This is a genomic window from Pedobacter sp. (assembly GCF_035317785.1).
In the GTDB taxonomy this organism is placed as follows: domain Bacteria; phylum Bacteroidota; class Bacteroidia; order Sphingobacteriales; family Sphingobacteriaceae; genus Pedobacter.
This window is the reverse complement of record NZ_DATHGC010000150.1, coordinates 1-21773: the sequence shown is the minus strand read 5'-3', so window position 1 is coordinate 21773 and position 21773 is coordinate 1. Positions and strand designations below refer to the sequence as shown.

General features: G+C 40.4%; 18 protein-coding genes. 6 read left to right on the top strand and 12 right to left on the bottom strand.

Going from position 1 to position 21773, the window contains the following annotated elements; genetic code table 11:
• Positions 1-91: 91 nt before the first annotated feature.
• The gene (locus VK541_RS09450; RefSeq protein WP_324369304.1) at positions 92-469 is read left to right on the top strand and encodes a helix-turn-helix domain-containing protein; all 378 of its coding nucleotides are present in this window, start codon (positions 92-94) and stop codon (positions 467-469) included.
• Positions 470-545: 76 nt separating this feature from the next.
• On the top strand, positions 546-1145 hold the full coding sequence (locus VK541_RS09445; protein ID WP_324369302.1) for a DUF2306 domain-containing protein: 600 nt from the start codon (positions 546-548) through the stop codon (positions 1143-1145).
• A gap of 21 nt (positions 1146-1166) precedes the next feature.
• Here VK541_RS09445 and VK541_RS09440 read toward each other — a convergent pair whose 3' ends face one another.
• The 4 genes from VK541_RS09440 to bla form a co-directional block, all read right to left on the bottom strand.
• A complete protein-coding gene (locus VK541_RS09440) occupies positions 1167-1412 on the bottom strand; it encodes a hypothetical protein (protein WP_324369300.1) in 246 nt (81 codons plus the stop codon).
• A 27-nt stretch (positions 1413-1439) separates the two neighbouring features.
• Complete coding sequence (locus VK541_RS09435; protein ID WP_324369298.1) at positions 1440-2135, bottom strand: DUF421 domain-containing protein; 696 nt, start codon at positions 2133-2135, stop codon at positions 1440-1442.
• A 115-nt stretch (positions 2136-2250) separates the two neighbouring features.
• The gene (locus tag VK541_RS09430; RefSeq protein WP_324369296.1) at positions 2251-2694 is read right to left on the bottom strand and encodes an SRPBCC domain-containing protein; all 444 of its coding nucleotides are present in this window, start codon (positions 2692-2694) and stop codon (positions 2251-2253) included.
• Between the two features lie 49 nt (positions 2695-2743).
• Positions 2744-3454, bottom strand: coding sequence for a BlaB/IND/MUS family subclass B1 metallo-beta-lactamase (gene bla / locus VK541_RS09425; RefSeq protein ID WP_324369294.1), 711 nt, complete (start codon positions 3452-3454; stop codon positions 2744-2746).
• 121 nt (positions 3455-3575) lie between these two features.
• Between bla and VK541_RS09420 the strand changes: the two genes are divergently transcribed.
• Positions 3576-4301, top strand: coding sequence for a class I SAM-dependent methyltransferase (locus VK541_RS09420; RefSeq protein ID WP_324369292.1), 726 nt, complete (start codon positions 3576-3578; stop codon positions 4299-4301).
• On the opposite strand, the gene VK541_RS09415 is transcribed toward VK541_RS09420, so the two are convergent.
• The 8 genes from VK541_RS09415 to VK541_RS09380 all read right to left on the bottom strand — a co-directional run bounded on the left by VK541_RS09415 (position 4290) and on the right by VK541_RS09380 (position 13911).
• On the bottom strand, positions 4290-4946 hold the full coding sequence (locus tag VK541_RS09415; protein WP_324369290.1) for an alpha/beta hydrolase: 657 nt from the start codon (positions 4944-4946) through the stop codon (positions 4290-4292). The two genes, VK541_RS09420 and VK541_RS09415, sit on opposite strands and share 12 nt — an antisense overlap.
• Before the next feature lie 150 nt (positions 4947-5096).
• Positions 5097-7499, bottom strand: coding sequence for a TonB-dependent receptor (locus tag VK541_RS09410; RefSeq protein WP_324369288.1), 2403 nt, complete (start codon positions 7497-7499; stop codon positions 5097-5099).
• Between the two features lie 53 nt (positions 7500-7552).
• On the bottom strand, positions 7553-8122 hold the full coding sequence (locus tag VK541_RS09405) for a hypothetical protein (protein ID WP_324369286.1): 570 nt from the start codon (positions 8120-8122) through the stop codon (positions 7553-7555).
• Positions 8123-8142: 20 nt separating this feature from the next.
• Positions 8143-8925, bottom strand: coding sequence for a heme ABC transporter ATP-binding protein (locus tag VK541_RS09400; RefSeq protein WP_324369284.1), 783 nt, complete (start codon positions 8923-8925; stop codon positions 8143-8145).
• Between the two features lies 1 nt (position 8926).
• A complete protein-coding gene (locus tag VK541_RS09395; RefSeq protein WP_324369282.1) occupies positions 8927-9961 on the bottom strand; it encodes an iron ABC transporter permease in 1035 nt (344 codons plus the stop codon).
• Positions 9945-10829 (bottom strand): heme/hemin ABC transporter substrate-binding protein, encoded by an 885-nt coding sequence (locus VK541_RS09390; protein WP_324369280.1) that lies wholly within the window; start codon positions 10827-10829, stop codon positions 9945-9947. Before VK541_RS09390 ends, VK541_RS09395 begins: the two co-directional genes overlap by 17 nt.
• A 14-nt stretch (positions 10830-10843) precedes the next feature.
• Positions 10844-13198, bottom strand: a complete 2355-nt coding sequence (locus VK541_RS09385) for a TonB-dependent receptor (RefSeq protein ID WP_324369278.1) — start codon at positions 13196-13198, stop codon at positions 10844-10846.
• Between the two features lie 191 nt (positions 13199-13389).
• Positions 13390-13911, bottom strand: a complete 522-nt coding sequence (locus VK541_RS09380; RefSeq protein WP_324369276.1) for a hypothetical protein — start codon at positions 13909-13911, stop codon at positions 13390-13392.
• A 408-nt stretch (positions 13912-14319) separates the two neighbouring features.
• On the opposite strand from VK541_RS09380, the gene VK541_RS09375 reads away from it, so the two are divergent.
• The 3 genes from VK541_RS09375 to VK541_RS09365 form a co-directional block, all read left to right on the top strand.
• The gene (locus tag VK541_RS09375) at positions 14320-17331 is read left to right on the top strand and encodes a TonB-dependent receptor (protein ID WP_324369273.1); all 3012 of its coding nucleotides are present in this window, start codon (positions 14320-14322) and stop codon (positions 17329-17331) included.
• Positions 17332-17351: 20 nt separating this feature from the next.
• Positions 17352-18791 (top strand): RagB/SusD family nutrient uptake outer membrane protein, encoded by a 1440-nt coding sequence (locus tag VK541_RS09370; RefSeq protein ID WP_324369271.1) that lies wholly within the window; start codon positions 17352-17354, stop codon positions 18789-18791.
• A 35-nt stretch (positions 18792-18826) separates the two neighbouring features.
• On the top strand, positions 18827-21773 hold a 2947-nt coding region (locus VK541_RS09365; RefSeq protein WP_324369269.1), incomplete at its 3' end, for a VPS10 domain-containing protein.

The window sequence follows — 21773 nt, the reverse complement described above, 5'->3', positions numbered from 1 at the left end:
CCAGATTTATTTTGGAACGGCTTTTTTATATTGGAAGCTCTGGAAGATGCCAGTTGCGGATTATTATTACTTTTGATTAAAACATTAGCTTATGTCGCCTAATTATATTAGAAAAAATCCAGAAGACCTTGATTGCGGTTTGAACGTTTTTACAAAGGTGCTTGGTGGCAAATGGAAACTTTGCATCCTGGATGCAATTAACAGGGGGCATCACCGGCCTACCGATATTCACAAAGAGATATCCTCAGCTACGCCAAGAGTGCTTGATATGCAGCTTCGGGAACTGGAACAATATGGTATGGTTTCCAAAGAGGTATTTATTGGTTATCCGTTGCGGGTAGATTATTCTCTGACGGATGCGGGCCAGGCTGTACTTCCTATTCTTGGTGCCATTGACAAATGGGGAACGGACAATAGGGAGCGCATCAGAGCTATAGACTGCAATGCTGCTGAGGTTTATATCGAATAAATTTTCGGTGACCGAATCGTTTTTCCCTAATTGATACGGTACATTCTATTATAGATTTTTGTGAAAAATAATCTATATGGAAACGGTTAAAAATGTTTTGTTGTGGTTTGGGGTGATTGGTTTAGCATGGTATTTTATGCATGGTGCTGATCATTTTCTTGAACTCACCAGAGCAGCGATGGGAAAGTATTTTGATTACAGGTATGTTCTCATATTGCATATTACTGCAGGCGGGGGTGCGCTTATTCTTGGACCACCTCAGTTCTGGGCTGTCTTTAGAAAAAACCGGCCAAAAATTCACAGAATTATTGGGTATCTGTATTGCCTCGCAGTATTGACGAGCGGAACTACTGCAGTGGTGCTGGCTTTTACAACTGCTTACAAGGTAAACTGGGCATATGCTTTTTCCCTGCAGGTTTGGGTATCGGTGTGGTTAATCTCGACTTTTGCAGCGCTTATAGCAGCTGTAAAAAGGAAATTTAAATCACATAGCGAGTGGATGGTCAGAAGTTATTTATCTACGCTGGCTTTTGTGATTTCTGGTCTGGCAATTAAGTTGCCCTTTGTTGTGGCTCTAGGCAGTTTTGCAGATATTAGTCCTTCGTTGTTTTGGGCAGCATGGGCAATACCCTTCTATATTTATCAGCTTATTCTTTTTTATAGGGCAAGAAGCTAACGTTGTTTTTTGCTTCAAACTTTAACTGTGACCCATCCCGTGATTCCATTGTTCATAGTATTGGATTGACTCTCGTATAGAGTTCAGCATTGGAAGATCTAATTCGCAACCCTGACTTTCGCAATGAGCATGGTCTTTTTCGTCCAGCTGTATTGTTCCGATAGTGTCACCTTCGACAAATATTTCATATCGCGCATTGCCCAGAGGCTTAATGTCGAAAAATCTTCCCTGGCTGCCTGCTGCAACCTCTATTCTAAATGGTTCCATAATTTCTTAATCTGATATGTATAACAATTATTTAATCCGATAGGTTTTAATGGCTTCCACCCACTCATGATGTCCGCATTTTTCACAATTTTTGACATCGGCACTGGTAACTTTGATCACATTGCCGCAGAAGGCACAGGCATAGTGGCCGGCTTTAGGTATTTTTTTGCTCCTTTTGTCAAACAGGGCTGGCAGTATAGGTAACCCGTATTTAACCTGATCGTCAGGATAATAATAGATACTGAGTATGCCGGAGGTTTCCAAAATTGCCGTATCTACTTGTCCAAGATGTGATATACTCTGCTGACGCAGTTCTGAGAAGAATTCGTCGTGGGCGAGTGCCTCTTTACCAAATTCCTCGACGTTAAATTCACCATCTTTAATCAGGTAAGCAGCCTTCCCTTCCACAAGATCATCAAATTTACTGCTTTTGGCCATAAGGTATGTGGTCAGCCGGTACGCACCAACTATGATGGCAAAGATCACGATTGGCACCATAAGCCCAATTTCCTTGTAAAACATGGGGTCGCCGGCGGCCGAACCGAGGCTAATGATCACGACAAGTTCGAATACAGAAAGCTGACGTACGCCACGTTTGCCCAATAGCCTGAGACCTATCAGTATAATAAAATACATGATAATAGTCCTGAGAGAAATTTCGAGCAGAAATTCCCAGTCTTCTTCACCCACAATGAATTTTGTCCAGTCAATGGCTAACAGCATAAATTAAAATTTATGTAGTAACAAGCCGGAGGCTGTTTAGTTTCTTGTATTGAGGATTTTCCGGAGGGGGCGTTCATATTCCAGATTACCTCCGGGGGACGGCAATGGAAACGGGCTATTTGATGATAGCTGTCTCTAGGTATTTTTTGAGTGAATCTCCGAGTATGAAGTTCCAGCCTTCTGTAAAGCTTGTAACTGCAAAATTTGGATTGTCTTTAGGGAAACTGTCAAGGCCTTCGTGGGTCAGCTTTAATCTGGTTTTGTTATCTCCTTCTTTAAATAGCTCCCAGGTGACCACAGAATATCCGTTGTTATGTTCGGGGTAAGTCCAGCTGTAACTGAGTTTATTGGGCGGATCCACAAATATTACTTCGCATACATGGAGATATTGTACGTTTTCATCTCCACCGGTAAACTGAAATTGGAATCCTTTTTCGGCTTTGAATTCTTCAAGCTCAAAATACCATTCTTTCATCTGATCCTTGTCAGTGATGGCTTTCCAGACCCTTTCAATATGCGCATTATAGGTCCGTTCTATAATCAGTGGTTTTGTTTCCATAATTCTAAGTATAATATAAAGATATAGGATACCATTTGGTTACGCAAATTTATTTTAATAATTCCAGGGTATGATCTATCGATTTTGTACTTCTCCAGTTGTCATGACCTGTGATGATATAGCTTGGAGACGGGTATCTTTGTTTCAGCTTGTTGAGTGTTTTTGGCCATTGCTGCAGATTGGCCTCGCCAGTGAAGCCAAGTTTTTTTGCCTCAATACTTTTAATCAGACATCCGCCATAAAGTATGCGTTCTTTTGGAAACCAGATCACAATGTTGTCCTTGGTATGGCCTTCTCCTGCGTAGCAGGTTTGAAATTTATGCCCGCCAATTGTAAAGGTGGTGTCGTTTTCAAATGTCCGGCTGGGTCGTGGCTTATTGTCTTTTTTTAGGATTTCATCTGTAAGTTTTGTGCTGTAGGTTGGGGTGTGCTTTTTATTATAGAAGCCAAAGCCGCCGGCCCTGTCCTCATGGGAATGGGTGGCGATGATCATGATCACTTTTTTATGGTGTTTGTGTTCGATGCTGTCCAATAAGGGCTGAAACTGCGTCTCATCCCAGGGGGTGTCAAATAGTATTGCACCTTTGTTTGTGATCAAATACATAGCATTTGCAGGGGTGTAGCTGCCCTGGTAGAGATTGTAGGTCTTGTAGATGTAGAAGTTGCCGGTAAGGTGTGTGATCTCCAGAGCGGGTCTGGGCTGGGCGATAATGTTTTGGGTGCAGGAGAAAAAGAAGCTAATAATGATTAGGATGCGCATATTGTTGAATTTTCTACTGTTAACGGATATACTTATGTTTTTGTTATAGGGAGTCTGGAGTTTATATTGATGCATGGAACTATACGCTGTTTAAATCGTATGATTTTTGTAAATTAGGAATATGAATTTTTTTAAAATACTGGTCCTGTTGGTTCTTGCTGTCCCTGCCCTCAAGACAAGCAGCGCATTTGCCCAGAAAAAAGATAGCGTTTATACGTATAAAACTCCTTCGGCTAATGGAACGGGCAAGGTGTACATGGGTAGGGAAATCGCTGGTATCATGAGTTTTGATGGTATGGCCTGGCTGGAGCGTAACAGCCGTTCTAAAGAAGAGAATACGGATCTGGCCATTTCAAGGTTGCCGGTATCAAAGAATGGTGTAGTTGCCGATATCGGTGCGGGATCGGGTTTTTATACTTTTCGCATTGCACCAAAAGTGAGTGGAGGTAAGGTTTATGCTGTTGAAATACAAGATGATGCAGTTGCTTATCTAAAAAACAAAGCGACTGAACTGAAAACAGATAATGTGACGGTGATTAAGGGCGCTGAAAAGTCTCCTAATTTGCCGGATGGTTCAATTGATCTGGCGATCATGGTGGATGTATATCATGAGCTGCTCTATCCGAAGGAATTTTTACAAGCGATAAAGCGGGCACTGAAGTCAAAAGGCAAATTGCTGCTTTTGGAGTATAAGCAGGAAGACCCCGCTGTCGCAATAAAGCCTGAACACAAGATGAGTGTAAGCCAAGTGGAAAAGGAATTGACAGCTAATGGTTTTCATTTGGTCCAAAATGGCCAGTTTATGCCAATTCAACACTTTCTGGTTTTTGAAAAGCTACCTAAATAAGATAGATACTAACCTTTCCATAATTTCGGGTGCATTGGCATGAACCATAAAATGTCCGCCGCCCTCAATAAGGATATCGGGTTTTGTATATTTATGAGGAAGTATGTTGTCTGTTGTTCCGTGTACCTGGGTAATATTGGCAGGACGCTCGGTATTTCGCCATTTTAGTATGGCTGTTAGCGCCCATTTCATGAAAACGGGGTCACTGTCTATTACCAATTGTTTGAGTAATGCTTTTTCATCTTTAGTTTTGGCACCGAGAAATCTTAAGCCAATATTGTTGCCTTTTTTCATGAGGTCCAGCGGGACGAGTTTTTGTAAGTTTAAAGTGCCGCTTGCACGGTAATACCAGGGCAGTTCTTTAAAAACCGATATGCTGGATATCAGGAAGGTGTGAACAGGGTTTAATTTCTTTGCTATTTCTGTAGCCAGCATGCCTCCGAACGACAAGCCAACTAAATAAAATGGGGCAGAGGTATCGATATTAAGTGATAATCTGCCGGCATAATCTACTAAAGATTCATTGTGTAATGCCGGTATCCAGTCAAGATATACCAGGTCAAATTGTGCCGGGAATTTTAGCCTGCTAAAGGCTCGCCTATCGGCACCGAGCCCGCTTATAAAATAGATTTTACACTTCTGCATTTGGCAAAGGTAAACAATAGGACTCCAGTTCTTCTTTCAAACCTTTAATCACGACATGCATAGGTTTTAATAGTAAGATAGGTTCGGGTAGATAATAACCACGATTTACAACCCCAATTGTCTTTATAGACAATTGGGGTGATTTGATTTTTAAAAAGATGCTCTTATGGAAACAATTAAGTTCCTCCCGGCAGAAACTATTCCCGAAGAATAAGGACGATACCTTTTATCTGTAATGTTTTCTAAACCGGCATTTAACATTAAGTGATCTGTCAGCTGATACGAGGCCTTAAAATTTAAGGTGATCCATGACGGCGAATATGGGTTACCATCGGTATCAATAGCATACATATAGGTTTTCGTTCCTTCAGAAGGAGCAAGTTCTTTATAGCTCACTTCTCCATTATAAAAAATATAAAAGTCTCCCTTTAGCTTATTTTGTGAATAAGTAAGGTGCGAAGTGCCAAACCATGGCGCAGCATGCCTTAACGGCGCGGTAGTTCCGTCATCGAGCTCTTCCTCGCCATTTTGGTAGTTGAAGCGTGAGTTCAGTCCCAATCTTAGTGGTAGCTTAATTTCTAGTCCTGCCTGAATGCCCCATACATGAGCATTTGCTGCATTTTGTATGGCTTGTACCTGACTGGATTCTCCGTCGTATATGATCGTGCCGGATCCGTTAAGCGTAAAATCTCTCCTAACCAGGGCATCATCAAGATGTGTATAAAAGGCTGTTGCATCAAGCTTTACGAAAGTACCAAAGGTTTTTGCAATGCCAAGGTCTCCGTTGTAAGCATACTCAGCTTTTAGCCCAGGGTTGGGAACAACTACCATTCCCGGCGCTGATTCAAATATTTTCCCTATATCGTCAATATTTGGCGAGCGAAACCCTGTGGAGAGGTTGGTGCTGATTTGCCAGGATGCAGCAGGACTGTATACTAAGCCGGCACTCCCTGTAAGCGCTCCCTGATTTATATTGGCACTTGTAAAGGGGAATGGATAAAATTTGTCGTTAAATTTGGCATTCAATATAAAGTGGTTATACCTCATTCCAGTCTGCATGACTAAATTTTGGGCAACATTGTAACGGTATGTAAGAAAGGCCGCATAAGAACTCCAGTCAGAATTGTTTGGATAGCGTATTGGTCCTTCGGCTGAAATACCTGTATTAACGTCTTGGAGAGTACCTGTGGAATTGATTTTATTGTAGATGATTTCTGCTCCATAATAAATGGAATGCCGGTCGGTAAGGATCTTTTCAAGATCCAGGTTTGCTGACAACGCGTTTACTTTTTCAACATTATTTGTTCTGCTGGTACTCCCGAAGTTCCTGTCATGACGGCTTTCTTCAAAGAACTGATGTGCCAGTCCAATTTTCATATTGTCATATAATTTGTGCTGCTTTGAGCTGGTCAGGCTTAAATTATTCATCAGCCATTTTTGCGGACCATAATACCATTCTGCTGACCTGAGCTGGTCGCCCTTATAGCGAAGCAGGTTATCATACCTCGGGTTATCTGAACTAGTAGAGTAATGCAATCCGTAGTTGAAATTCCAGTCTTCGTTTGGTTTAAATGTGATCTTCTCCATCAAATTGATTTGATTGTACGCAGTTGGAACTTGTTTCTCGGGATCTGAATTGGCCACTTTTGTGTCGATACCATCAATTACCTGTGCATATTCTGGTCTAAGGTATTCTGCAGGACCTCTGGAACCCATTTTTAGATCGTCAAAATCACTATAGGAAATGGTGGTTAAAAATGCCCATTTTTTTAATCCTATATTGAAATCAACATGTCCTGTCTTCTCTGAATTGGCAGATGACCATCTGGTAAGCGCGCTTCCGGTAACATAAGGGCTTCCGTCAACTGACAGGTTTGGAGACAGGGTGTTAAAGTTCATCACCCCACCAATGGCATCACTACCATAGATAACAGATCCGGGGCCAAATAAAATTTCAACACTTTCCGTTGCTAGTGGGTCCAATGAAATGACGTTCTGCAAATTTCCGCTCCTGAAAATGGCGGTATTCATTCGAACGCCATCTACAGTTAACAATACACGGTTTGTTGCAAAGCCCCTGATCATTGGACTACCCCCTGTCATTTGGCTTTTTTGTATATAGACTTCTCCCGACTGCGCTAAAAGGTCTGCAGTAGTTTGAGGATTTTGGAAGACGATGTCTTTTTGCAGTACGGTGGTGATCTTATTGGGAACTTCTCTTTTGGACTGGCGCCATCTTGAGCCAGAGATAACCACTGCGTCCAAAGAAATGTTGCTCTCTGAAAGGGAAACAATAAAATTCATTTCTTCGAGCTGGTTATAAGTGAACATTTGTTCCCGATATCCAGTGCCAGTGATAAAAATTGAACCTGTTTTGTTTAACTTGGAAATATTAAGCTGTCCATCTGCATTTGTTTTTATGCTTTGGGTTGAGCGCCCAATCTTTACGGATGCCGCTATTGGCTGCTGGGTTGCTTTATCTTTTACTGTTAATATCTGGGCGCGGGCAGATAGTGCAAGCAATAAAAGCAGACACGTTAAAAATGATCTCATCTTTGTAAGATTGATAATAAATAATAGAATAATTATTGATAAAAAAGAAAGATCTAACACTTTGGCGGTGGAGTAGGAGGGGCAGCTGGCGGATTTAAATTACATATCATACTGAACCTGCTTGTGCACAGCAGGTCTTTAAAAGGCAGTGGTATTTCTGATTGAGTGGGCTTTAAAAACAGAAAGTTCATGAAGAGGCTGAGTAATTCTTCTATGCCTTCATTATCTAAATCAGTTCCGAGGGCTTTATTTCCAATTTCCCTCAAGTTTTTTTCAAGGGCGGTTTCATTTACATCCCAAATGCACCAGAACCATGTTGAATTTTGGTGTTTTTCAGATCTGATTATATCGTACATGTTCCCGTTGTACTTAAATTCATTCTCCTCAGTGCGGTCAAAAATTTTATTTTCCTTTTGGATAGTTAAAGGGATCTTCAGCAGAACCAGCTGGTCTTTGCTAACGCCGGTCTCTCTTAAATCCTGAATAGTTTTATGGATAGTAATTTGTCTGATCTTGAATACGGCGCAGGTAAAGGTGATGGGCAGAAAGAATACCATTATAAAAAAAGCTGGTGCGGCTTTTCTTATAATGACTGAAAATGATAATTCTTTCTTTTTTGGCATTTATAGTCTATAATTAATGATTAGTCAAAAAACAGATTCACTGAACCTGTTTTTTTGTTTTCTATTATGATCGGTGTAAGCTGGTAAGCAGTCTTTATGTTTGATAAGGTCAATACGTCGTCGTTTGCGCCCTGAGCAAGTATTTTTCCATTATTTATTAATACTATTTTATCTGCAAAACGAGCAGCCAGGTTGAGGTCATGGACAACCCCGATCACCACGATGTCACCCGCCAGTAATATCTCTTCAACCTTATGCATAAACTGGAACTGGTAATAAATATCAAGGAATGTTAATGGCTCATCCATAATCAAATACCTGCATGAATTTTTAACAGGATCCCAGATTTGTGCCATGACCCTTGCAAAATGTACCCTTTGCTTCTCACCTCCACTCAGTGTCATATAGTTCCTGTCCCCAAATTCTGAAACATCAAAAAATTGCATGGCATCTTCGCAGATCTGTTCGTCCCGTTTTGTTGGCTTTATTATAAAATGTGGATAACGTCCCATCATGACAACTTCCCAAACCTTAAGCGGAAATACCAGATCTATATTTTGCGACAATACCGAGCGTATCCTTCCAAGTTCAGGTGGAGAATAGCTTTTTATGTCTTTACCATCTAAGGATATTGATCCCGAAAGAGGGGTAATCTGGTTACACAGGGCTTTTATCAATGTAGATTTTCCGGCACCATTTGGTCCGATGATCAGATTTAACTTTCCAGGTTCAAAAATAACTGATACATCGTCCAGAAGTATCTTATCATGTATCTTAAAGGTGATGTTCTTAACACTTAGCATACTATGAATAATTGTTTTTTTTTCTCAGTAGTAAAATAAAGACCGGTACTCCAATAATTGAGGTTACGATACCTATGGGCAACTCGGCAGGTTGTAATAATAACCGGGCGGTGATGTCGGCTAGGCTCAATAGGAGCCCACCCATTAATGCACCGCCAATTACTAAAAAGCGGTTATCGGATCCTTTGATAATCCGAAGTAAGTGAGGTACGATTAGTCCGACAAAGCTGATTACGCCGGTAAATGCAGTGGCCACCGCTACCATGAGTACATTTATTAGTAATATGACAAGTTTTAAGTGGGTGATATTGATGCCAATGTAACGTGCTTCTTCTTCTCCAATCATTAATGCATTTAGATGTTTTGTGTATCTCAAAGCAGCGCCGATGCAAAAAACAGATGTTGTGCCTACAATGATTACAGAATGCCAGTTTCCTCCGGATAAGGTCCCCAATGTCCAGAATGTAATCGATCTTGCTTGTGGATCTCTTGCGATATAAGCCATAAAGCCAACGCCACTCATAAACAGGGCATTGACGGCGATACCAACCAACAGCAAATTTACTATGGAGTCCTTACCAGATTGTTTCGATCCTGAAAGTACAAATACCATGAATGTTGCCAGAACCCCACCGAGAGCAGCAGCGAGGGGTAGTGTCCATTCCCCGGTATTGAAATTTAAAACCGCGCCTAAAACAAAATAGAACGATGCACCAAAGGCAGCTCCACTTGAGGTGCCGATAAGTCCGGGCTCGACTATAGGATTTCTGAACAGAGACTGCATTAATACGCCACCAACAGCTAAACTTGCTCCAACAAAAACACATAAAATTGCCCTGGGCAGTCTGATTTCTGTAAAGATCCTTTCGTTGAGACTTAGGGGATCAGACTTTCTAAACCATTTGCCAAGGCCTGTGAACATTTCCTGTAATGAAATGTTCACAGCTCCATAGCGTATTGATACTAACATTGCCAAAACAAGCAGTATGATAAGAATAGGATAAATACCTGAATATTGTTTATTGAGCCTGCTCATCTTGATGGATAAGTTTTTGCAGTTTTAAAACATTTTCTCCAGTCCTGGGGCCTAAATAAACAAGGTTATTTTCTTCGAACCGGAAAACCTGTTTATTCTTAAATGCTTTGGTGCTTGCGGCGCCGGGGAGCTCTCCAATTTTTTCATAGGAACCCAGACGGTCATAACCAAAATCTGTAAGAATAATTACATCTGGATTTGATTTTGCGACTACTTCTGCGGAGATCTGACGCATTCCTTTAACATCATCGACAGCCATTTCTCCACCAGCCCAGCTAACAATTTTTGCAGCAAGTGATTTTTTGCTCATCACCATGTAGACATTGGAGGCCTGGCCAAAATGTATGACAAGCACTTTTGGTTTATTATGGTACTTTTTTGCGTTATCCAATGCTTTAATCATGTCGGAGTCCAGCTTTTTGCATAGAGAATTGACCATGTCCAGCTTTTTAAAATAACTGCCCATTTCTTTTATCAGTAATTTTGTGCTGTCTATGTTAGTTGCTTTCGTTTTAAACTGCACCATAGGGATTTTTAATTGCTTTAATTGTGATACGACATGCTCAGGTCCCATGCTTTCAGGTCCTTCTTCAAGTATAATATCTGGCTTGTTGGCCAAAATGGCCTCTAAACTCAGCGCACGATGATAACCAACAGTAGGTAGCTTTTTTATTGCAGGTGGATAGACGCTTGAAATATCTACTGCAACAAGATCGTTTTGTGCGCCAAGGGCATACATGATTTCGTTATATTGTTTAGATATGCAGACTATTCTTCTTTGACTGATGCCATCCTGGCTTTTGTTCTTGAAACGTGTGCAAGCCGTAATCGAGAGGGCTAGCAGTACTATTAATAGGTGTTTTTTCATACGATTAAAGGGTCTTAAAATTTATATTTGAAGTTTAGTCCTCCAAAAAATGTAGCATTATAGGCAGCTGGTAAATAGATCGGGGTATTCTCATTTGTGTATACACTCAGGAAAACCATGTTGTAATAGAGACTTTTCATGATATTGTTAAGTCCGGCAAATACATCAAAATCAACGTGTTTGTTTATTGTTTTGTGATAACCTACTTTGGTATTTAAGAGAGAATAGCTGGATGTATAATGTGCATTGTCAAATGTAATGGGCTCTTTGTCCACATACTGATAAGTTGTGAGTAGATAAACACCATATTTTGAATCAAGATCAATGCCGGCACTTAAGTTATTAGCAGGTACACCCAGTACTGCTTTGCCAGAATAATCAACAGTAGCAGCATTGCTATTATTGTCGCTCTTATAACTGTCATACCTGAAATGAGAATAAGTATAGTTGACAAACGGTCTCACGCTTGAAACGAACTGATCACCTTTGTCGTCAAAAATGGAATAACTTAAAGCAATTTCAGCGCCTTTATTTGATTGTGAGCCACTGTTGATTGTAAAGGAATAAAGTTGTGCGCCGGTAGAACTGTATACGGCCTGTTGTGTTAATTTGTTTGATACTTTTAGATCAAACAACGCTGCCTGATAGGAGAGTTTCTTATCCAAAAAGCTACCTTTAGTTCCAATTTCCCATTGTGAGGCTTTTTCAGGTTTAAGATCGCCAAGCACTGTTCCGTTGTAAGGGACGATAGTATTTGCTGAGGTAGGAGGAGAATATCCTTTACTATAGGATACATAAGCAGATATATTGTCGCCGAACATTTTCTGGAGAGCAACCCGTGGGGTAGCAACAGGGCTGAATACTTTGTAGCCGGATTGATCTTTATGAATCGGGGCTGCAGTATTTGTCAGTTTATCTTCAACACCATACTGAATATTATTGGTGCTTAGACCAGCGGTCAATGTGAACTGTTCTGGCAGTTCGAGATTCCATTCAGTAAATATCGAATACTGAGTAGAGGCTACTTCAAGATCTGTGGTAAGTCCGCCCATTTGGCCTGTGCTATTTAAGCTGTTTGATTTTCTAAAAGAACTGGTCTTTTGATATTCACCGCCAACGGCACCATACAGACTAACTGTTTTTCCCGTAAAACTCAGATTGAATACGGAACGAGCTCCGACATTACGATAAAAATTACTGGTTAACCCAGCAGCAGAAGCCTGGCTTAACTGATAATTACTTGTATAAGCTGAGGTAACGTTGTTAAGATATTTAAAAAAGGTGTAATTGTGTGATAAACCAGATCGGGAACTTTCATACTTGATATGTCCGTCATTTATAATGTACTGAGCCTCACCAGTATTTAGCTTACTGGAAAATTGTGTGCTGCTTAATTGCCCGGCCAGCTGATCGAAAGATGTATTGTAGGCTGCATATACAGAAAACGTTTCCTTGTCGTTGCTTCTGAAATCACTTGCAAAGCTGACAAAATCTTTTTTCTCCGCACTATGAACTCTGTATCCGTCATAGTTCTGATGGCCATAATTTAATAATATAGATAACTTGTCATTGGCGGTTTCCAAACGTGTATTGGTACGATACAATCCATAACTCCCGCCAGTAACTTGCTGAATAAGGGAAGTGGATTCGGGAGCAGGTTTCATGGTATACATATTAACAACTCCGCCTATGCCAGTACCATAAATACTCGAAGCTGGGCCTTTAATTACCTCAAGCTTACCAAGTGTTGAAAAATCAATATCATCGAAGATGCTAATTCCTTCTGCATCAGTAATTGGAATGCCGTTTAAATAAGCCTTAATACCCGAGCCGTTAAAGTTTATACCATTTCCAGATCCCGCTGGATATCCGTAACCTCTTATTAAGATCCGCTGACCTCCCGATGAAGTGCGTTTTTCCATTCTTACACCAGGTATCAGGTTAACGTAATTTTCAGGGAATATCTGGTCATTTCTTACTATTTCCTGCCTGCTTAATGAACCTATGGATTGAGGGATTTCAAGAATGCTGTTTTTTCCAGGCCCGGATGCACTTATTTCTACAGTATTCAGATTGGTGTTGGCAGGGTTTAAGCTGATTAATAACTCCTGTTCACAATTTTTAATTGTAGAGGTGTAGATTTCATAGTTTATGAATTTTACGGTGAGTTTTAACGGTGGTTCGCAGGTTAATAAAAATATTCCGTTTTTATCTGTAACGGTACCATTGGAGGCAGAAGTTGTTATACTTACGCCTTCCAGAGGAGAATTGGTGTAGGCGTCCACTACCTTTCCTTTAAGCTGCCCCTGTTGAGCTCTGGCGGAAAGTGCAACAATTATGAATAGTAAAAAATTAAAATATTTTTTCATTGAATTGTGATTTAGATAAATACCTTAAATAGACGTTGTGTCATACAACTGGCTGTTCGCAGGTAATTATGTGCTAAAAAGTTTAATCTACCGGTGCTTTTTTGGACACATAAGGAGATTGTAATTAGAATGATATTTACGAAAACTGCTTATCAATGCATGATTACCAATAAGCGGTATAGATTGTTGGGTCAAGTGGATTTTGGAGGCGGTGTGGGGATGTCTCTGTTATATAAAGTAATAAAGTTTTCGTTCAAACTGTGACAGTTATCGTTGAATACGGATTTGCATTTAATTTCAACTCTGGGCAATTCTAAGGGGGTCCAGTAGAGTTTGTATGTGTTTTTTAGCAAACCCGATATTTTTGAATTTGCCAGCTGATGTTGCATTAATATCTCCAAAGTTTCAAATAGTTCAGTTTCCTCTGTATCTGTGACGCAGTAATATATTATAGTTGAACCTTGTTTTCTTTGTTTTACGACGTCGTACATAGTTCCGTGATAGAGGAACTCCTTATCCTCGGACCACTCTAAGTCCTTTTGATTGCGCTGGTCAATAGAAATTGTATGTAATTTATTCTTGTATCCAGTAGAATTCAATTTATTTCTGATTTCTTCTTGAATTTTATAGTGTAAAAACTGAACTAAAATAATATTTCCAGCATTATTAAATGCAAACGCTACAAAAACTATGAATATTATTTTTTTTTTCAAAATTATATCGAGCTTTTTAACAAAAATATGGGATTTTTATCAGAAAACCCCGTATAATTCCTGTGTTTGATCGATATGTGTAACGGCTGTACTGCTAAAAATCCAATTTCATAGTTTTTTTCCTTAAAAATCTTTGATTTTTAGATGTAAATGTTAAAAATGTACTCTTTTGGTGGTAAAATCAGGAATTTTTCTTTAAATCATTTGTGTTCATGTTGTTTCATCTGAAAAATATTAAAATTGCAGTGTAATAATTTGGATTTTATAATCATTTACATGCTAATTGTTTGATTTACCGGTAAAAAAAGACATAAATCACAAAAAATATAAAAAATATCATAAAATAACTATGATTTATCCAAAAAAATATAATAAATGCACTATTACTAACTTCTAAATACAATCAATATGGAAAAATCTACTAAACCTTTACTATTCTTCCTGTTTTACTTTTTGTCGTTTGCTGCCGTAGCCCAGGAACGGGTAGTTGCAGGTAAAGTGGCTGATCAGGCTGACGGTTTGCCTTTACCTGGTGTAAGTATTCTTATAAAAGGGACCAAGCTGGGAACTACTACAAATAATGAAGGCGTATTTCAAATTAAGGTGCCAGGACAGAGCACAGCATTAATCGTTACTTATATAGGATATCAGACTACCGAAATTCCTATTGTTGCCGGAAAGGCTTTAGATATAAAGCTTGCTCCTGTAGCTAATGTGATGAACGAAGTTGTGATAACTGGCTATGGCTCACAGAACCGAAAGACAATTACCAGTGCAATTACTTCGGTTAAGGCTGCGGAAATAGAAAATATTCCTGCTTCCAGCACTGATCAGCTCTTGCAGGGTCGTGCTTCTGGAGTTCAGGTCAGTTCCAATTCGGGTACTCCCGGAGGAGGCGTATCTGTGCGCATTAGAGGAACGTCATCTATTAATGCTTCAAGTGAACCTTTATATGTGATAGATGGAATACCGGTGCAATCTTCCAACTTATCCGGGTTAAGTATAGGAGGATCTGTAACCAATCCGATGGCCGATATTAATCCTGCTGATATTGAATCAATGGATGTTTTAAAGGACGCCTCTGCAACAGCTATATATGGGGCACGTGCCGCAAATGGTGTTGTGCTGATCACTACGAAACGTGGAGCCAATAAAAAAGCAACAATTAGTGTTGGAATGTATTACGGGTCACAAGAAATTACCAATAAACCTGCTATTGTAAACGGTACTCAGTTTGAAACATTGATGAATGAAGCAGGAGCCAATACCTGGATAGGTAAATATGGGTCGATTACCGCGACTGATGCTCAGGGAAGGAGTTATGTTGCTGCATATGCAGATCCGGCCAATACAATTAATACCAATTGGTATGATCCCATATTAAGAACGGGTGCTTTGAGAAATGCCGATCTTTCCATCAGAGGAGGTAGTGAAAAAGTACAGTACATGATCTCTGGTAATAGTTTTTTACAGGAAGGAATCCTTAAAAAATCTGATTTTAACAGAACAACCGGCAGGGTCAATCTGGATTTTACACCGATTGAGAAATTAAAGATGGGAACCAGTGTTTTGTACTCTAACAATTCCAGGGGAAGATTGAGAAATGATGATAACATTTCAGGAGGACTGGAAGGTACCTATTTTTATCCGCCAAACAAGGGAATTTATAATGCAGATGATTCATATTACAAGATAGCAACTTTCGAAAATCCTATTGCTGCTATTGAGGAAACCAATATAGGCATGATCACTAACCGTTTCCTTGGGACTATATTTGCTGAGTATGAATTTATTCCGGGACTTCGTTTGAGATCTTCCTATAGCTTTGATTACAGCAATGTAGATGAAAGTGTTTATGATAATTCTAAAACAAACAGTGGATCTGCGGTCAATGGAAATGCACAGGCATTATCTACCAATAATAATAGCTGGATCCAGGAAAATGTGTTAAGTTATCAGCTCAATTTGAATAAAAACTCGTTTAATTTGCTGGTTGGTACCACCTTGCAGGAATCCCAAACCAATTTTAGTTCTGCCACAGGGCAGGGATTTCCAACTGACGCTTTTACCGAAATAGTAGCGGCAGCCGTGCAAAGGTCTAGTTCTACCTCCACGAGTTATGGTATAGGATCATTGTTCTCCAGGCTAAATTATGATTATGACAAAAAGTACCTGCTTACATTAAATGTTCGTCGTGATGGTTCATCCCGCTTTGGTAAAGACAATCGCTGGGGTACATTTCCATCGGTTGGTTTAGGGTGGGTTGTTTCTGAAGAATCCTTTATGAAAGATAAGTATGTATTGAGTACCTTAAAACTAAGGGCAAGTATTGGGGTGACGGGAAATCAGAGTGGTATTTTAGACTTCCAGTCCCGAGGTCTATGGGCTGGGGGTGCCTATGCTGATGTACCCGGGATTGCACCGACTCAAATGGTAAACCCTGATCTTAAATGGGAAACAACCCAGCAAACAGATATTGGTGTTGATCTTGGATTTCTTGAAAACAGAATCAACGTAACAGCTGATTATTATTATAAGAGAACAAAGGACCTTTTGCTTGCGGTATCTATTCCAAGAACATCAGGATTTGATACGTATACTCAAAATTATGGAGAAATGAAAAACGAGGGCTTTGAGATAGGCATCAATTCGGATATTTTCAAAAATGAAAAAAACTTTAACTGGAATTTCAATTTCAATATAGCAACCAATAAAAATAAGATCCTAAAACTGGCTGCTCCGTTTAATGTTTACAATCGCGATATCTATCGCTATGAGGAAGGAGGTGAGATGTATTCTTTCTTTCTCAATCCTCAAACTGGTGTAGATCCTCAGACAGGAAATATTCAATTTGAAGATGTTAATGGTGATGGTAAGTTTGATTCCAGTAATGACCGCAAGATAGTGGGAACTGCTAACCCCGATTTCTATGGTGGTATAACCAATACCTTGAACTATAAAGGGTTCGATCTGATGTTTTTCTTTCAGTACTCTTATGGGAACGAACAGTTGAACTGGAATCGATTCTTCCAGGAACATGGCGGAACCCGAAGTACGAATTACAGTACCAGTCAGTTAGACAGATGGCAAAACCCAGGTGATAATACCATGATTCCAAAAATGACGGCCGATAATTATGCTTCAGACCTGCGTCCTTCCCGTTTCCTTGAAGATGGATCTTATATGCGTTTAAAAAACATTACGCTGGGCTATAAACTTTCTTCAAGCCTCGCTCAGAAAATAAAAATGTCAGCAGCCAGAATTTACGTGTCGGCGCAAAATATATGGACCATAACCAATTATACCGGTCTGGATCCGGAGCTTACAGGTACAGCATCCAATACATTGACCCAGGGAATTGAATTTTATAGTATGCCTCAGCCTAAAACAATTATGGCGGGTATAAACGTAACATTTTAATGATTAAAATAATGAAGGCTATGAAACAAGAAACACATACATCGTCATATATCAATAAGGTATTATCCGTATTTCCCCAATTTCTAATGATCATAATACTTTCTGCCTGCCTGATCAGCTGTGAGAAAGTGCTGGATCAAGAACCAAAAAATGAAGTTGATGAGGAATTCGCAATCACGGATCTTAAGGGAGCGCAAGCTGCGGTAGCTGGCTTGTACAACCAATTGCAAGACCAGAATTATTATGGAAGGAATTTTCAGATCATGAGTGATGTATCGACTGATCAGGCTCAGAGTATTGGGACCTGGGATTTTTATCGTGAGATGGATACCTACCAAATTTCAACGGGTAATACAGAAAGTGGTAATTTTTACAGTCGAGCAAATAAAACCATATTTGTTGCAAATACAATATTTACCAAAGTACCGCCTATCGCTAGTATTCCGGACGCGCAGAAAAAGGTAATGTACGGGCATGCTCATTTTGTACGGGCGCTGGCTTTGTTCGATCTTACACGGGTATTTGGAGGTATTCCAAATGTAGTAGGAACAATAGGCATGCCTGTTGTTACAACAATTCCGCCACCGGGTGTGATCGATTACCCAACTCGAACTACTCTTGATGCCACCTATAGTGCAATAGAAAACGATCTGCTAAAAGCATTGGATTTTCTGCCCGAGTCATCTGTAAGGTCACAAGCTTCAAAAGGTGCGGCCAGAGCATTACTATCGAGGTTATATCTTTATCTTGGAAGAAATGAGGATGCGGTAATCTATGCTACTCAAGTGATTAATGATAAACCCCGTTATCTATTGATAGGTAGTTTTTCCAGTATTTTTACAGGTAAACTCACCGACGAATCCGTTTTTGAATTGACATATAATACCGCGGATCAAAGCGGTATACGAAACTGGTACTACCCTACTACTGCAGGCGGCCGGGGAGATATAGCATGTCACACTAGTTTTGTAAACAAAGCAAAAGCAGATCCAAAGGACGAAAGAGGTACCTTATTTGCATTGGCGGCGGCTAATGTATACTATCCTACAAAATTTGGTAAAACCTCTGGAAACATCGACAATATCCCTGTAATAAGAATAGCTGAGATGTATTTGAACCGCGCCGAAGCTAAAGCTAAAATAGGGACGGATCTGCAAGGTGCTATTGACGATCTAAATGCTGTGAGGACACGTGCTAAAGCCAATCCTGTGTTTCCAGTTGGTCGACAAGCTATCTTGCAAGCCATTTGGGATGAGGAACAGCTAGAGTTTGCTTATGAGGGACATAGTCTATTTGATTACGTGAGAACTGGCCAAAGCCTGACCAAACTTGTGGATCTTCCGAGACTCAATTCTCCTACATCAGTTAGTTTACCAAGCCTTCCAAGGGTATTGTTTCCAATTCCTTTGTTTGAGATAAATGCTAATACCAACATTGAACAAAATGAAGCATATCGCTAATCTAACCCTATAATGGATCACCAAATTAAATTAATATGAAAAAATTAGACATTATCAGAGCTATTGGATTAATAGTCATTATTATCAGTAGCTCATTCTCAGATCTTCAGGCACAACAAAGCGCTGAATTAGATTTTTTTAAGGGAATGACCTGGAGAAACATTGGTCCAAACCGCGGTGGACGATCACTTAGTGCGGCAGGAAGTTCAAAGCGCAAATTGGAATACTACTTTGGTGCAGTAGGAGGCGGGCTATGGAAAACGATAGACGGCGGATTTTCCTGGAAACCGGTTACGGACGGGCAGATAAAAAGTTCATCAGTAGGAGCTGTTGCGGTATCTGAATCTAACCCCGACATAGTTTACATTGGCACTGGAGAAACCGAATTCAGAGGGAATATCATGCAGGGAGATGGGGTTTATAAATCTATCGATGGCGGTAAGACCTGGAAAAACATTGGATTGAAAAATACGCAGTCCATTTCCAGGGTTCGCATTCATCCCACAAACCCGGATATAGTTTATGTTTCGGTTTTAGGGCATGCTTTTGGACCTAATGAAGACAGGGGTGTATTTAAAACTACAGATGGTGGAACCACCTGGAAAAAAGTCCTATATAAAGGAGATAAAGCTGGTGCTGAAGATCTGGTTATTGACGTAAATAATCCTGAAACAGTTTATGCTACTATTTGGGAGGTTTACAGAACACCTTATAAAATGTGGGGAGGTGCAGGCGCCTCTGGTTTGTTTAAATCAACAGATGGGGGAGCAACCTGGACAGAACTGACCAAGAAACCAGGTATGCCGGCAGCGCCGGTTGGTAAGATAGGTGTGGTAGTTTCGCCTGCAGATTCAAAGCGTGTTTGGGCTATCGTAGAAGCAAATGATGGCGGACTATACCGTTCTGATGATGCTGGAATGACATGGAAAATGGTAAATAATGAGCGAAAGTTACGCCAAAGAGCATTTTATTATTCCAGAATGGTAGCAGATCCTAAAGACAAAGAAGGGATTTATGGGTTAAATGTTGGATTTTTCAAATCTTCAGATGGTGGAGTAACTTTTGATAAAACGATTAGAGTTCCGCATGGTGATAATCATGACCTCTGGATTGATCCGGCGGATCCAATGAGGATGGTACAGGCCAATGATGGGGGTGGTACCGTTTCTACAAATGGCGGGCTCGCATGGACGGACGAAGATTTTCCTACAGCTCAGCTTTATCACATTACAGTAACCAATGATTTTCCATATCATGTGGCAGGTGCACAACAAGACAACAGTACCATAGCTGTACCAAGTGAAGGATGGGGCCATATGAATACAAGAACAAATTCTATGAAATCGGGTATGGGTTATGCTTATGCAGTAGGCGGTGGAGAAAGCGGTTATATTGCTCAGGATCCAAAAAACCCTGATGTATTTTATGCCGGTAGTCAGGGTGCACTTCTGACACGGATAAACAGAGCTACTGGTCAAAGCAGAGATGTGCAGGTTTATCCACGTTTCTTTTCAGGTGAGGAAGCAAAGACCTTGCCTGAGCGCTGGCAATGGACATTCCCGATAGTCTTCTCGCCACTTGACCCTAATCGTTTATATACCTGTTCGCAGCATGTCTGGATGACCACAAATGAAGGTCAGAGCTGGGAAAAAATAAGTCCGGATTTGACTTATGCCGATACAGCAACATTGGGAACCAGCGGTGGTGTGATCACGAGAGATATGAATGGTCCTGAAATATATGCTACAGTATTTGCACTGGCCCCTTCTTATCATGACGTCAACACAATATGGGCAGGATCTGATGACGGTCAGATAAATGTAACGCGCGATGGCGGTAAAACATGGGAAAATATTACGCCTAAAGACTTGCCTAGAAATTCCCGTGTCAGCATCATTGATGCATCCCGGCATAAAGCAGGTACAGCTTATGTGGCTGTTAAAAGGTATCAAATGAACGACAGAACTCCTTATATCTACAAGACAGATGACTACGGAAAGACATGGAAAAAGATAGTTAAAGGAATTCGTGAGGATGATTACGTACACACGGTTCGGGAAGATGCCATTCGCCCCGGTTTACTTTATGCAGGAACTGAGCATGGTGTTTGGGTTTCATTTGATGATGGTGAAAACTGGCGTCCGCTGCAGTTAAATCTTCCTGATACACAGGTAGCGGATTTGATTGTGACAGAAAAAGACATCGTGATCGGTACCCATGGCAGATCGATTTATGTTCTTGACGATGTTGCCCCTATAAGAGAATATAAACCAGAAATTGCTAAATCAAGCGTATACTTGTTCAAACCTTACTATGCAGTTAGAAGAGTTCAAAATGCTGTTTTTCAATATTATTTAGCTAAAGATGCTGATGACCTTAAAATTGAGATCGTGGATGCGTCCGGTAAGCAGGTTCAAGTCTTTAATGGCGTAAAAACCAAGCCAAAAAGTGAAGCAGACTCAGGGGATGATGAAAATTATGCAGGTCGCATGCAGCAGCCACCAACGATGGAAGCGGGACTCAATGAATTTGAATGGGATATGCGATATCCTCCTGCTACTTCCTTTAAAGGTATGATCGTGTGGGGAGCGCGAGCTCAGTTTGGCCCAATGGCACCAGCGGGTAAATACGAGATAAGGTTAACAGCTGCGGGAAAAACGCTTACCCAGCCATTTGAAATTAAGCTTGATCCGCGTTTGAAGGGTGTTACAGAAGCAGATGTTCAGGAACAATTTAAACTGGCTCTTGAGGTAAGGGGCAAAACCTCCCTCGCTAATGACGCAGTAATTAAGATCAGAGACATTAAACAAAAAATGAAAGATGCCGGTGTTAACGATAAAAAAGTTCTTGACAAGCTAAGTGTAATAGAAGAAAACCTATATCAGGTTAAGAACCAAAGTAGCCAGGATCCGCTTAATTATCCAATTAAATTGAATAACAGGTTAGCCTCGCTGATGCGCAGTATTGAGACTGGAGACGCAA